We start from the raw sequence: 13,042 nt of genomic DNA on the forward strand, positions 1-13,042 counted from the left end.
GCGTCCCTCTCCCCGTCACTATACGGGGAGAGGATGCCGGCAGGCAGGTGAGGGGCAGCGCCGACGGCGACCGCTATATGATAGGACCGTGACGCAGCGGATTTAACGCCTGGCCTTCGACTTGTTCAGCGCCACGGCGGCGTGTACCAGCGCCTTGAAGGCTTCCTCATTGACTTCTTCGCCTTTCTGGAAATCGATAGCGCGGCGCGTGTTGCCTTCGAGGCTGGAGTTGAACAGCCTTGCCGGATCGGGCAGCGCGGCCCCCTTGGCGAAGGTCAGCTTGACGACGGCCTTGTAGGTCTCGCCGGTGCAGATCATGCCGGCGTCCTCCCACACCGGCACGCCGCGCCATTTCCACGTCTCGACCACATCGGGATCGGCTTGATGGATCAGCGCGCGCAGCCGGCCCAGCATCTCGCCGCGCCAGTCGCCCAATTCCCTGATCCTGCCGTCGATCAGCTCGGAGGGAGATTTGCTGTCCTGCAGTCCGGTGGTCGTCATGCCGTTTCTCCTTCGAACCCTGGAAATAGCGCACTCACATGCGCTCGCCAGGCAATTGGCTGGCCTGCTTCACCCAGGCGCTGAGCTGCGCCTCGTCGAAGGCGTCGTCCTCGTGGATGTGGAAATAGCGCGTATCCCTGCTCTTGGACGCGACCGGCGGCACCGGATCCAGCAACTGGCCGCGGAAGAAAGCGACCTTGATGTACTTGGTGAAGCAATGGATGTTGAGGAACCAGCCCTCGCCTTCGACGCCGTAGAAGGGAGAGTTCCATTTGACCGCCTTCTGAACGCCGGGCACGGCGCGCTCGATGAGCGCATCGAGGCGTTGGCCGACCTCGCGCTTCCAGCCCGGCATGGCCGCGATATAGGCCTGCACCGGTGCATCGCCATAGCCCTTGGCGATCTGCGGATTGCCGCCGGAAAGCAGCTTCGGCTCAGCCTTGGCGGGCTTGCTCGATTTCCGCTCGGTCTTGGCCATACCCTCCCTTCCTATCCGTTGGCCCGCTGCACGCTGCGTCCCCTGGAAACATAGGGCAGCACGAACATATAGAGGCCGCTGAACAGCAAAAGGAACAGCGGCAGGAGCGGCGAATAGACCAGCCAGGCGGGCGGCTGCCCGAACGCCATGGTGGCGAAGTTCGCGGCGACGGTGATCGTGAAAATAATCGACAGCCAGCGATGCGCCTGCCGTATCCATTTGCTCCAGTCCAATTCTGCCTCCTTTGCACTATGCGTTGAAACCCGGCGCCCTACCAGCGCGCCAGCTCTGTGATCTGGACCAGATTGCCGCAGCCATCATTCACCTGCGCGATGGTCGAGCCGGTCACCGCGGTCGGCGCCATGGCGAAGGCACCTCCATTCGCCTTGATGCGCTCGTGATCGCCCTTGATGTCGTCGGTGAAGAGCATCAGCGCCGGCTGTCCCTGCTTGAAGATCGCCTGCTGGTAGGCCTTGGCCGCCGGATTGTCGTTCAGCGCCAGCTGCAATTCGGTCCCGTCGGGCTCTTCGGCCGAGACGACCGTCAGCCAGCGGAACGGACCGTTGCTGAAATCGGCTTTTTTGGTGAAGCCGAGCACATCGGTATAGAAGGCGAGCGCCTTTTCCTGATCGTCGACATAGATGCTGGTCAGTTTGAGTTTCATCGCTTTTTCTCCATAGGTTTTGCTGGCGGAGGACCGCCCTTTACTACCGCTGTGTGGCATTCGGCCTGGCCGGAGACCTCAGTCGGTCCGCGCCAGAAGCTCTTCCAGCTTCTCCAGGAATTGCGGCCACCCCACCTTGGCGCCGCCATAGGCCCGTCTCTGGTCGGGCCGGAAACCGGCCTGCTCCATGCGCAGATGGGTTCCCGACGACGTTGGGGTAAGCGTGAAAGTCACCACGCTCCTGAGATCGAAAGCCGGATCCTGGTGCGCGAGGTTCCAGCTGTAGGACAGCGTCTTGTGCGGCTCGACGGCAAGCACCTCGCAATCCAGCACGCCGCCCCAGTCGCCGCGGAGGTTGAAGCGATGGCCGACGACCGGATTGAAATCGTTCTTCATCAGCCACTCCTCGATCAGATGCGGTTGCGTCAGCGCGCGCCAGAGTTTTTCAGGTGGATGGGAGACTTCCCGCTCGACGACGACAGTGCGGGTCTCCTGGGCACTATCGTTCACTGGTCCATCCTTTTGAGCAAATCCTCGAGGTCGTCGAACCGGCTTTCCCAGAACCCCGCCATCTCACGCGTCCAGTCCATCAGCGGCGCCAGCGCGGCAAGCTGCGCGCTGTAATGCGTCTGGCGACCTTCATGCCGGTCGCGCACCAGCCCGGCCTGCTTCAGCAAGCCGAGATGCTTCGACACCGCCGGCTGCGAGACGCCGGACTGGCTCGTCAGTGCCCCGACCGTCTGCTCTCCCTGGCGGCACAGCCGTTCGAAGATCGCCCGCCTGGTCGGGTCGGCGAGCGTCCTGAAGAGCATGTCATGAGCGTCTGGCATCCGAAATCGATAACCCATTGGCTATTGGTTGACGTATAACCGCAGGGATATATGTTCGTCAAGTGGAAGATTGGAGCGACAGGAATATCGCTGAGATGGACGGCAAAGCCAACATAGTTCCTTCGGCGCTGGACGCGATCGCCTTCACCCGTTGACAGCGGCTTCGTCCAACCGGACGAACAGACTGTTCATCTTGGCCAAATCAGCTATTATAGGTAAGGGCCTGCCGCAACGTAGTTTGCTCAATCCATGGCCTCTTCCGCTCAGGCGACCGTCGATACCCCGCCCCCCGCCCTTCGGCGGTCGTCAGCTATTTCCTGTTCACGCAGACGCATTCGCGCGGCGCCGGCTCCGGTTTTTCAGCGGACGTGGGTGCGGCCAATTTCCTGCGCCACCAGTTCCTGCAATTGCCACAGATTGCGGTCGCGGATACCGCAGGCGTCGAGATGGCGGATCGTCTCGAACAGATACTCAGCGCCCGAGCCCCAATGGCCGACGGCTCTGGCCAACGTCGCCGCGACCGCCTGCTTGTCGAGCTTGCCGGCATAGCGCGGATTGGCGGAATCGACCACGAAACCCAGCGCCAGGCACGGCCCGCCTTCGGTGCTGACCCGCAGCCAGCGCGGCACGTTGACGGCGGGCAGGATGGTCATTTCGCGGCGCAGCAGCGCCTCCAGATTGGCGGCAACAGGTTCGGCGATCTCGAACACCATGCCCTGGCACTGGCCGCCGCGGTCGAGCGCCATCATCAGGCCTGGCTGATCGAGCGTGCCGCGAAAGCGCTGCACCGTGAAGCAGAACGACCGGTGCCAGCCTCGCGCCACCGCATGCTCGCCACCCCGCACCTCCCCCGCCGGTTTCCACAGCAGCGAGCCATAGGCGAACAGTTTCAGCGGCCCAACCGGTGCCGAGGCCATGATCTCGTCACGAAAACGCGCATAGTCCTGGTCGGTCATATAGACCATGCCCGGCGTCGGCCCGGGATCCTCGACCGCGCGCAAGGTGCGCGCCACCAGCGCCTCGGTCAGCGCCATCGGCGTTTTGCGCGGCGGTGCGGCGGAAATGGCCTTGCTCATCCTTGCGCTCCCAGCCTTGCCGCCATCTTGCCGAAGGCTGGGAGATTCTCAAGAGGCCTCCTTGCGACCGGCGCCAAATCCGCCGGCTAGAGCATGATGCCGAAAAGTGTGAAGCGGTTTTCGGACGACATCATGCTCTATCCATTTGATTCAGAGGCGTGCGCGGCCCGCGCCCGGCAGCTCTGTTCTAGTGCTTGGTGCCCTTGCCGCCGATGGGGATGCGCTTTGCCTTGTTCTGCGCCTTCTCGGATTTCGGCAAGCTCACGGACAGTACGCCGTTGCGGAAATCGGCGGCGATCTTGTCCTCCGCGACTTCGAAGCCGATCGGGATACGACGTTCGAAGCGGCCATAGAACCGCTCGGAGAACTGACGCTCCTTGTCCTCGGTTTCGGCGTGTTTTTCGCCGCGCAACGTCAGGACGCCGTCATCGAGCAGCACTTCGACGTCCTTCTCCTCCATGCCAGGTATCTCGGCGGTCACGCGGAGCTCCTTGTCCGTTTCGGAGATTTCCACGCTGGGCCAACCGGTGCCGGTCAAAGAGAACCTGCCCATGGAAGGAAGCCGCGAATCGAAGCCCCGGAACATGTCGTCGACTAGGCGGCTCATTTCGCGATGCAGACCCATGAACGGGTCCCGGTCGCCTTCGCGAAAGCGGGTCGCGGATTGGCTGGTGTCGCGGCTCCATGGCATGAGATCACGAATGGTCATTGCATTTTCTCCTTTTCTTGATCCTGTTTCTGGCACGCTTGCATACCCTGGCTGCCATGCTCCGGGGACAATGCGCCGTCTGACGCAGGCATCGCTGCCGACCCCGTTTGCGCTCGCTGTTTTCGCTCTGCTTTGGTCCGATCCGCTCCACCTTTGGGACCGCCCTTGCCCGGTCGCGGCCGGTCGCGCGTCTCGCGAGACGTCATCGCCTCCGGCACATGATGCCCGAGTCCGAACGGTCACCCGACGCGCCGCCATGAAGCGCCGACACGCGTTCCGGAACGGCCCCGTCTGAGCCGGCATGGTCGATCTGGGCTTCGTTGCGGCGGGGTCAAGACCTGGTAATGCAATGTGATCGGCGCGATTGTTCGAAATGGAGCGGGACTAAAAATCAAAGCTCCACGCCGCATTTGGATAGACATCTTTGCCAGACCCAGTCTCTAACTCACGACACCGGCCGGCTGGTCGCCCGCGTCACGACACGGCGGTCGTCATGGAACGAGATCGCTCCCGGAACGTTTCATCGGGTTGGGAGGAAGCCATGAACGATGCGCCGGCAACGCCGGTCGGCAGGCCGCTTTCGTCAGGCGAGCTGGTCACCGTGATGTCGCATTTCCATCGCGCCGAGATCGCCCGCATGGCCGGCTGGCGCGACCGCCTCGACCGCACCAGCAATTGGGCGATCACCGTTGTCGCGGCGATGCTGTCGGTGTCGCTGTCGACGGCCAGCGCCCATCACGGCGTGCTGCTGTTTGCCATGCTGCTGGTGCTGCTGTTGCTGTGGATCGAGGCGCGCCGCTACCGCTTCTTCGATGTCTACCGCGCTCGCGTGCGCCAGTTCGAGCGCCATTATTTCGCGCAGATCTTCTCGCCGCAGCCCGACTTCGCCTCCGACTGGCTGCTGGTCGTCGGCGAGAGCCTGCGGACGCCGAAGTTCCTGGTTTCGCAGCGCGTGGCGCTGGCGCGCCGTTTGCGCCGCAACTACCTGCACATGATGCTGATCCTGCTGCTTGCCTGGATCCTCAAACTGTCGACACCGAGCCTGATCGATCAGGCCGCGCCGGTCGGCTTTGTCGGCACATTGCGCGAGGCCGTAGGTGCTGCGGCGCTCGGTCCCATTCCGGGCGTGGCCATCGTCGCCGCGATTGCCCTCCTCTATGCCGGCCTGCTGGCGGCCGCCTTCCTGACGCCAGGCGACGACGGCGAACTCTCCTTCGGTGACGTCCACGTCTGAGCCCGATATCTGAACGAGACATCTGAGTTCGATGTCTCGCGACGGATGGCTGCAACGCAAACCTCGGCCGTGCGTTGTGATGGTCAGTCCGCGGCGGCGTCTTGAAGGGACCCATGATCCACCTAACGGCAACGAGGTCGCGCGGCGCTGCGGTCGCCTTTTCGCTGGCCATTCTCGTCCTGGCGTCGGCGGCAAGCGATGCGCTGGCCGCGCAGGCGGCCGGTCACGCCTCTGGCATGGGCGGCTCGGCCGAAGGGCTGTTCGTCGCCGAGATCGTCCTCCTGCTTCTGGTCGGCCGTGGCCTCGGCGAGATCTTCCAGCGCTATCGCCAGCCGGCGATCATGGGTCAGCTGATCGGCGGTATCCTGCTCGGGCCGTCGCTGTTCGGCTGGCTCTGGCCCGACGCCCAGCATCTGATCTTTTCCACCGACCCCGCGCAGAAAAGCATGATCGATGCCGTCTCGCAGCTCGGCATTCTGCTCCTCCTGCTGCTGACCGGCATGGAGACGGATCTGCGCCTCGTGCGACGGGTGGGCGCCGCCTGCTTCTCGATCTCGATCACCGGCGTCGTCCTGCCCTTTGCCTGCGGCTTCGCGCTGGCGCAGGTGCTGCCGGATTCCCTTCTGCCCGAGCCGACCGAGCGCATCGTCGCCGGACTGTTCCTGGGTACCGCGCTGTCGATCTCCTCGGTCAAGATCGTCGCCATGGTGGTGCGCGAGATGAACTTCATGCGCCGCAATCTCGGCCAGATCATCGTTTCCTCCGCCATCATCGAGGACACGATCGGCTGGCTGGTCATCGCCGTCACCTTCGGCATCGCCACCAATGGCAGCCTGCAGGTGCTGCCATTGGTGCTGACGGTCGCCGAAGTGGCGCTGTTCATGCTGTTCTCCTTCACCATCGGCCGCCGCCTGGTGTTCACGCTGATCCGCTGGAGCAACGACAGCTTCCGCAGCGAATACGCCGTCATATCGGTCATCCTCATCATCATGGGGGTGATGGCGCTGATCACCAACCTGATCGGCGTGCACACCGTGCTCGGCGCCTTCGTCGCCGGCATACTGGTCGGGGAATCGCCGATCCTGTCCGACCACATAGAGGGTCAGTTGCGTGGCGTCATCACGGCGCTGTTCATGCCGGTGTTCTTCGGCATGGCCGGCCTGTCCGCCGACCTCACCGTGCTTGCCGACCCCACGCTGGCGCTGCTGACGCTGGCGCTGGTGCTGATCGCCAGCATCGGCAAATTCTCGGGCGCCTTCCTCGGCGGCCGGCTGTCCGGCATGTCGCTGAAGGAGGCGACCGCCGTCGGCAGCGCCATGAACGCGCGCGGCTCGACCGAGGTCATCGTCGCCTCGATCGGCCTGTCGATGAACATCCTCTCCCACAATCTGTTCACGATGATCGTCACCATGGCCGTCATCACCACGCTGGCCATGCCGCCAATGCTGCGCTGGGCGCTCGGCCGGCTGCCGGTCGGCAATGCGGAAAAGCAGCGCGTCGACCGCGAACTGCTCGACGAGCGCGGCTTCGTCTCCAAGCTGGAGCGGTTGCTGCTGCTCGTCGACGACAGCCCGGTCGGCAAGTTCACCGCCTATCTCGCCGGTCTCGTCGGCGGCGGCAGCGGGATGCCGACCACGCTGCTCCACCTCGAGGGCGGGGAACTGCCCGGCCCCGTCCGCGACAAAGGTCCCGAGCAGGCTTCGCGGCAGGTCAAGAAAGGGGCGGCCAGGAGCGCCAGGGCAGTCCGCAAGGCCGAGGATACATCAGTCGACAAGGTCCACCTCACGGCCCGCACCGAGCTCGAGGCCACCACCGAGACGATCGCCGCGGAAGCGCGCAAGGGCTACGGCCTGCTGCTGGTCGGGCTGGACAACGCGATGACCGACAAAGGCACCTTCAGCGGTACGCTGAAGGATATCACCAGCGGTTTCGACGGCCCGCTCTGCCTGGTGCTGAATGGCGCCAAATCCAGCGGCAAGATGCCGTTGCTGCGCGCCGGCGCGACCATCCTGGTTCCCGTCAATGGCACCGAGGTGGCGCGGCGCGCGGCCGATTTCGCGCTCGCCTTGGCGCGGCCGCACCGGGCCCGCGTGAAAGCCCTCTATGTCTCGCAGGCCCGCAAGGGCAGCCGGCCAAGCACGGTTTCGCACCGCCGCGAGGAGGCCGTGCTCAAGGATGTCGCCGATCTCGCCGACCGCTATGGCGTCGCCGTCGAAACCGCGATCAGGACGCGCGCCACGCCCGACAGGGCGATTGCCAGGGAGGTGACCAAGGGCGCCGCCATGGTGGTGATGGGCGTCACCCAGCGGCCAGGCGACGAGCTGTTCTTCGGCGACACGGCGACCGCGGTGCTGGCCGCCGTCGCCTGCCCGGTCGTGCTTCTGGCCAGCGACCGCGTCAGGCGAACGGAGGCCGGCGCCGAGGAGGCGGCAACCGAGACCGGCGCCTGATGCCCTGCGGTGCTACAGGCCGAAGAACTGCCGCCCGATCATGTAGCCCAGCGCCGCCGCGACGAGCGGGAACAGCGACGGCGCGACCTTGCCGAAGAAGGAGACGCTCGTGTCCTTGGGCGGCACATAGCGTCCATTGCCGAGATTCTTGGTCATTGCGTACCCCGAACCGAAAACTAGTGGATGCTTATTGACGCATGGCCGAATTAACGGGTTGCAAAGAAATTCGATCGAATAGCCGACCATTGCGCGGTGCCCACAGCCATTTGTCGCCGATCTCGGCGCAGGCCGCACCGGCTACAGACAAGGCGCCGGTCCTTCGGCTAGAGTTCCGCCAGACGCGTCACCAGGGGAAGAACCGAGATGAGCGAAGCCAGTTCAACGCCGGCCGGGCAACCCAGACCGCTCGCCGAGATCGCCAGCTACCACGCCCATATCTACTATGCCGGGCAGGCCGAGCGGCAGCATGCCGAATGGCTGCGCCAGCGCATCGCCGAACGTTTCCGCGTGCGCCTCGGCAACTGGCACGACGGACCAGTCGGCCCGCACGGGCAGGCCATGTACCAGGTCTCCTTCGCCACCGAAATTTTCGCCACGCTGGTGCCCTGGCTGATGCTGAACCACCAGGGCCTGAGCATCCTCATCCACCCCAACACCACCAACCCCAAGCGCGACCACCTGGTCGACCCGATCTGGATCGGCCGGCCGATGGAAGTGCATGGGGAGGTGCTTGGCGAGGAGCATGAGGCGGAAGAGGCGCTGGAGGTGAATACGGAGCCGACGCTGGGGGCGTGAGGGGCGCCTATGCCCGCGAGTGCAGCTCAGCTTTGCCGCCCAACCGGTTTTCAAGGCGTTCGCACGATAATCGAAGCAGGCTCCGGTTGCGCTAAAATCGGCAAGGCGGGCGGGCAAACAAGTGCCCTCGCCCGCCCACCGTGAGTTACACCAGTTCGGCCAGGGCTGCTGCTTCGAAGCCGTTCAACGAATCGTACTTGCCGCCCCCGACCTTTGCCACCCAGTGCGGGTCGCTGAGAATGGCCCGACCCACGGCGATCAGATCAAACTCGTCGCGTTCCATCCGTTCGATGAGTCGGTCCAAGCTTGCGGGTGTCGATCCCTCGCCGGCAAAGGCGGTGGCGAAGTCTTTTTCGAGACCGACCGATCCGACGCTGATCGTCGCGGCGCCGGTCACCTTCTTGGCCCAGCCTGCGAAGTTGAGGCCGTTCTCGCCATCGATCTCGGGGAATTCCGGCTCCCAGAAGCGACGCTGCGAGCAGTGCACGATGTCGACGCCGGCTTCCACCATCGGCAGCAGCCAGTCCTCCATGACCGCCGGCGTTTCCGCGAGCTTCACGGCGAGGTCCTGCTGCTTCCACTGGCTGAACCGCATGATGATCGGGAAATCGGGGCCGACCGCGGCGCGGACGGCGGCGACGATCTCGCCGGCGAAGCGCGACCGTTCCTTGATCGTCGGGCCGTTGTAGCGGTCGGTGCGCAGGTTGGTGCCCGTCCAGAAGAACTGGTCGACCAGGTAGCCATGCGCGCCGTGGAGCTCGACCGTATCGAAACCGAGCCGCTTGGCGTCGGCGGCCGCCTTGGCGAACGCCGCCACGGTATCGGCGATGTCTTCTTCGGTCATCGCGACGCCGCGCGGTTGATCCGGCGCGATCAGCCCGGACGGGCTCTCGACCGGTGCGTCCGGCTCCCAGCCGTTGAGATAACGGGTGGAACCGGTATGCCAGAGCTGCGGCGCCATGCGGCCGCCGGCCCGGTGGACGGCGTCGATGATGTCCTTCCACCCGGCGAGGGCCACCTCGCCGTGGAAAAGGGGAATGCCGCCATCGTTGCGCGATGCAGGACGATCGACGACGGTTCCTTCGGACAGGATCAGCCCAACCTGTCCTTCCGCCCGACGCCGGTAATAGGCCACATTCGCCTCGCCGGGTACGCCGTCGGGAGCGAAGAGCCGTGTCATCGGTGCCATGACGATGCGGTTCTTCAGTTTGAGCGACCCGATGGCGAAGGGACGGAACAGGGTGCTGGTATCTGCATGAGACATTTTAATCAAAACTCCGTTGTGATCGATGCCTCACAGGTATATATTGTAGACCTGACGTCAATTAGGCACTTTAAATCGCCTTGGTTTATCGAAGGAAACCGCAATGCCCAGTCTGGATCCGAAATGCTTCTCGTCGGACTGCCCGAGCCGCGTGCTGTTCGACCAGATCGCCGACAAGTGGTCGATGATGGTGCTGACCGTGCTGGAGGACGGACCGCACCGGTTCAACGGGATCCGGCGCCGTCTGGAGGGCGTAACCCAAAAGGCGCTCACGCAGTGCCTCCGTCGCCTTGAGCGCAACGGCCTGATCTCCCGGCAAGTGTTGTCGCTGTCGCCCGTGGCGGTGCAGTATCGGATCACGCCGCTTGGCCACACATTGCATGAGCCGTTTCGGGCACTCTACCAGTGGACGCTTGCGAACATGGCCGAGGTCGATGCCGCTCGTCAGCTCTTCGACGCCTCCGCCGGTGGGATGACGCCGATCGACGCCTCGCGGCTCAAATCGGCCGCCTGATCCCGCGACAATCCGGTCCTGCATCTTGCCACGCCGCCGATGCGAGCGCGCGATGCACGCGGTCACGGCACGAAACGACCGGACGACGGCAAGCCGTGCTCGCATGTCCACGGGCGGTATCCCGAGCCCTACCAACGCTACTCCAAGTGCCTGATTGACACCGAGTCTACGGTGTATACTTGAGCATATGGAGTTTGCTGCCGCTCAGCCGGGTCATTGTTTGATGCTGGGCGCGGCGGATCATGGGTACAGCCCATCGGCGATGCCGTGATCGACGTCCGACCCACTGTCGCCCGCGAGCCGGCATCGAACGAATTGAAAGGAACAGACATGAGGATCGGCATCATCGGCGCGGGCAATATCGGTGCAACGCTGGCGCGGAAGCTTTCGGCGAACGGGCACACGATCAAGCTCGCCGCGACGAGGAGCCCTGACAAGCTGCGCGACCTGGCCGAGAAGGTTGGCGCCGAACCCGTCACCCCGGCCGAAGCGGTGAAGGACGTCGACGTCATCATCGTGTCCATCCCGTTTGGGAAGAACCCCGAACTGGCCGGGCTGTTCGCCGACGTGCCGGCCAACGTGGTCGTCATCGACACCTCGAACTACTATCCCGTGCGCGATGGCAATATCGCCGAAGTGGACGACGGCGAGCCCGAGAGCGTCTGGTCGAGCGCCCAGTTCGGCCGCCCGGTGGTGAAGGCTTTCAACGCCATTCTGGCTGGCGTGCTCGCGGACGCGGGAAAACCGCGCGGCGCGGCCGGCCGCATCGCAATTCCCGTTGCCGGCGATGACGCGGCCGCCAAGGCCGTTGCGCGGCGACTGGTGGACGAAACCGGATTCGATGCGGTCGACGCGGGAAGCCTTGCCGACTCATGGCGCCTGCAGCCGGGCACGCCGGCCTATTGTACGTCACTGCCGGCCGGCGCTCTGCGCGACGCGCTGGCGGCAGCGGACAAGGCTCGCGCGCCGCGCAACCTCAGGGAGCTCATGGGCAGGCTCGGCGCGTACGCCGCCTTCCCCAGCACCGAGGAAATGACCGCGCTGAACCGCGAGCTTAACAGCAGGAGGTAAGTCGGGCGCGGGTTCGGCGCGCTCGAAGGCCAGACCCGCCGCCGCCCGCCGCACTGGGCACGCCTGATATGGCGCACGGTGCCCTGAAACAGGCCTTGGAAGGTCCAAGGCGAGGTCACCGGGACGGCGCCAATCGAGATGGGCGGCCACGGAAGGCGAGCCCGCCCTCACGACGAGGCTTTCCGGCGCGCCCGCAACGTGTAGTCTGGCCCTTGGGAGCACGACAAAATGACCGATTGATCCATGGCCGCCGACACCTTGCCTTATCTGTCATCCGCGCTGCTCGACCGCCTGTCGATCTCGACAGCCGACATGGTCGACGAGATCGAACGCCAGATCGTCGGCCAGCGGCGCGGCGAGGTCTGGTGCGCGCCGAAAGCGGTCGTGCTGCCGGGCGACGACCGCTACATCATGGCGACGCTCGGCGTTGCCTCCACGCCGCCCGTGCTGGCCACGAAATCGCTGGTCGTCAATCCGCGCAACGCCGGGCGCGGACTGCCCACGCTCAATTCGCTGATCACGCTGCTCGACGCCGAAACCGGCCTGCCGCTTGCCCTGGTCGACGGCAACTGGGTGACCGAGAAACGCACGGCCGCCTTGAGCGCCGTCGCCGCCAGGCGCATGGCGAGCGGCGATGCGTCATCCCTGGCCTTCATCGGCTGCGGCGTGCAGGGGCGCGGCCACCTCGAAGCCTTCGCCGACCTTTTCCCCCTGCGCGAGATCCGCGCCTTCGGCCGCGGCACCGCCAATCGCGACGCGCTTTGCCAGATGGCGCGCATGCGAGGGCTGCAAGCAATCCCATGCGACACGGCAAGGGCCGCGATCGAAGGCGCCGACATGGTGGTGACGACGGTGACCTTGGTGCCCAGGCCCGCGCCCTTTCTCGATGCGAACTGGCTGAAGCCGGGAAGCTTCACCGTGATGACCGACCAGGCCCTGCCCTGGCTGCCCGAAACGATGCGCCATTTTGATCGCATCATCGTCGACGATCTGGAGCAAGAAGCGAAAATGCCCAAGCCGATGATCGACCCCGGCCTGGTTGTGGGTGACCTGACGGGCCTTGTCTGCGGTGACTTTGCGGGTCGAGAGGGCGCGGGGGAGACTACGGCGTTTGTGTTTCGGGGGCTGGCTGTTGGGGACCTTGCGGTGGCGGCGCTTGCCTATGGCCGCGCCCAGGGGGCTGGGGCGCTCGGAGCGTAGCGGGGTTGCCGGAGAGCGTTTCCGCGTGTGGCTTGATAGGGGCCGCAAGCGGACCGCCAGCTCGAGGCAGCGAGAATATAAAGCTGACGTACAGTTCTGCGCGAGCAGCATCCTGATGTGACCACAACAGCGGACGTTCGGACGGCTCAACTCGACTTGGCTTGTGACGGACCAAAGCTGACATTATTACTCGCACAAAAGGGACGACCCTGCATCCCATTTGCGATATAATGCCCGACAAAGCCTCTACCGCCTG

Annotated in this window: 16 protein-coding genes; 6 read left to right on the top strand and 10 right to left on the bottom strand. The window is 64.7% G+C overall.

Features of this window, described 5'->3' with window-relative positions; translation table 11 throughout:
* Window positions 1-102 precede the first annotated feature (102 nt).
* From FJW08_RS15965 to FJW08_RS16000, 8 genes are all read right to left on the bottom strand, one after another.
* On the bottom strand, window positions 103-501 hold the full coding sequence (locus tag FJW08_RS15965) for a DUF1801 domain-containing protein (protein WP_140811395.1): 399 nt from the start codon (window positions 499-501) through the stop codon (window positions 103-105).
* A gap of 34 nt (window positions 502-535) precedes the next feature.
* Window positions 536-979: a DUF1801 domain-containing protein gene (locus tag FJW08_RS15970; RefSeq protein ID WP_140811397.1), complete on the bottom strand. Its 444-nt coding sequence runs from the start codon at window positions 977-979 to the stop codon at window positions 536-538.
* An 11-nt stretch (window positions 980-990) separates the two neighbouring features.
* Window positions 991-1,212 (bottom strand): hypothetical protein, encoded by a 222-nt coding sequence (locus FJW08_RS15975; protein WP_140763669.1) that lies wholly within the window; start codon window positions 1,210-1,212, stop codon window positions 991-993.
* Between the two features lie 38 nt (window positions 1,213-1,250).
* Window positions 1,251-1,643, bottom strand: a complete 393-nt coding sequence (locus FJW08_RS15980) for a VOC family protein (protein ID WP_140811398.1) — start codon at window positions 1,641-1,643, stop codon at window positions 1,251-1,253.
* Window positions 1,644-1,721: 78 nt separating this feature from the next.
* Window positions 1,722-2,153, bottom strand: a complete 432-nt coding sequence (locus tag FJW08_RS15985; RefSeq protein WP_140811399.1) for an SRPBCC domain-containing protein — start codon at window positions 2,151-2,153, stop codon at window positions 1,722-1,724.
* A complete protein-coding gene (locus FJW08_RS15990; RefSeq protein ID WP_140763678.1) occupies window positions 2,150-2,473 on the bottom strand; it encodes a metalloregulator ArsR/SmtB family transcription factor in 324 nt (107 codons plus the stop codon). Before FJW08_RS15990 ends, FJW08_RS15985 begins: the two co-directional genes overlap by 4 nt.
* Window positions 2,474-2,832: 359 nt before the next feature.
* Complete coding sequence (locus tag FJW08_RS15995) at window positions 2,833-3,549, bottom strand: gamma-glutamylcyclotransferase (protein ID WP_140811400.1); 717 nt, start codon at window positions 3,547-3,549, stop codon at window positions 2,833-2,835.
* 187 nt (window positions 3,550-3,736) lie between these two features.
* Entirely contained in the window at window positions 3,737-4,258 is a 522-nt protein-coding gene (locus FJW08_RS16000) for an Hsp20/alpha crystallin family protein (protein ID WP_140811401.1), read from the bottom strand.
* Window positions 4,259-4,799: 541 nt separating this feature from the next.
* Here FJW08_RS16000 and FJW08_RS16005 point away from each other — a divergent pair.
* Both FJW08_RS16005 and FJW08_RS16010 read left to right on the top strand, forming a co-directional pair.
* Entirely contained in the window at window positions 4,800-5,492 is a 693-nt protein-coding gene (locus FJW08_RS16005) for a DUF2270 domain-containing protein (RefSeq protein WP_140763687.1), read from the top strand.
* Between the two features lie 113 nt (window positions 5,493-5,605).
* Complete coding sequence (locus tag FJW08_RS16010) at window positions 5,606-7,942, top strand: cation:proton antiporter (protein ID WP_246682364.1); 2,337 nt, start codon at window positions 5,606-5,608, stop codon at window positions 7,940-7,942.
* 12 nt (window positions 7,943-7,954) lie between these two features.
* On the opposite strand, the gene FJW08_RS32400 is transcribed toward FJW08_RS16010, so the two are convergent.
* A complete protein-coding gene (locus FJW08_RS32400; RefSeq protein ID WP_181182944.1) occupies window positions 7,955-8,098 on the bottom strand; it encodes a hypothetical protein in 144 nt (47 codons plus the stop codon).
* Window positions 8,099-8,305: 207 nt separating this feature from the next.
* On the opposite strand from FJW08_RS32400, the gene FJW08_RS16015 reads away from it, so the two are divergent.
* On the top strand, window positions 8,306-8,737 hold the full coding sequence (locus FJW08_RS16015) for a DOPA 4,5-dioxygenase family protein (protein ID WP_140811403.1): 432 nt from the start codon (window positions 8,306-8,308) through the stop codon (window positions 8,735-8,737).
* Window positions 8,738-8,882: 145 nt separating this feature from the next.
* Here FJW08_RS16015 and FJW08_RS16020 read toward each other — a convergent pair whose 3' ends face one another.
* A complete protein-coding gene (locus FJW08_RS16020) occupies window positions 8,883-10,001 on the bottom strand; it encodes an NADH:flavin oxidoreductase (RefSeq protein ID WP_140811404.1) in 1,119 nt (372 codons plus the stop codon).
* A gap of 103 nt (window positions 10,002-10,104) precedes the next feature.
* On the opposite strand from FJW08_RS16020, the gene FJW08_RS16025 reads away from it, so the two are divergent.
* The 3 genes from FJW08_RS16025 (at window position 10,105) to FJW08_RS16035 (ending at window position 12,786) form a co-directional block, all read left to right on the top strand.
* The gene (locus tag FJW08_RS16025) at window positions 10,105-10,515 is read left to right on the top strand and encodes a helix-turn-helix domain-containing protein (protein WP_140811405.1); all 411 of its coding nucleotides are present in this window, start codon (window positions 10,105-10,107) and stop codon (window positions 10,513-10,515) included.
* Between the two features lie 330 nt (window positions 10,516-10,845).
* The gene (locus FJW08_RS16030) at window positions 10,846-11,586 is read left to right on the top strand and encodes an NAD(P)-binding domain-containing protein (RefSeq protein WP_140811406.1); all 741 of its coding nucleotides are present in this window, start codon (window positions 10,846-10,848) and stop codon (window positions 11,584-11,586) included.
* Window positions 11,587-11,829: 243 nt separating this feature from the next.
* Complete coding sequence (locus tag FJW08_RS16035; RefSeq protein WP_140811407.1) at window positions 11,830-12,786, top strand: ornithine cyclodeaminase family protein; 957 nt, start codon at window positions 11,830-11,832, stop codon at window positions 12,784-12,786.
* Window positions 12,787-13,042 lie beyond the last annotated feature (256 nt).

The sequence above is a fragment of the Mesorhizobium sp. B3-2-1 genome, assembly GCF_006439515.1.
GTDB lineage: Bacteria > Pseudomonadota > Alphaproteobacteria > Rhizobiales > Rhizobiaceae > Mesorhizobium.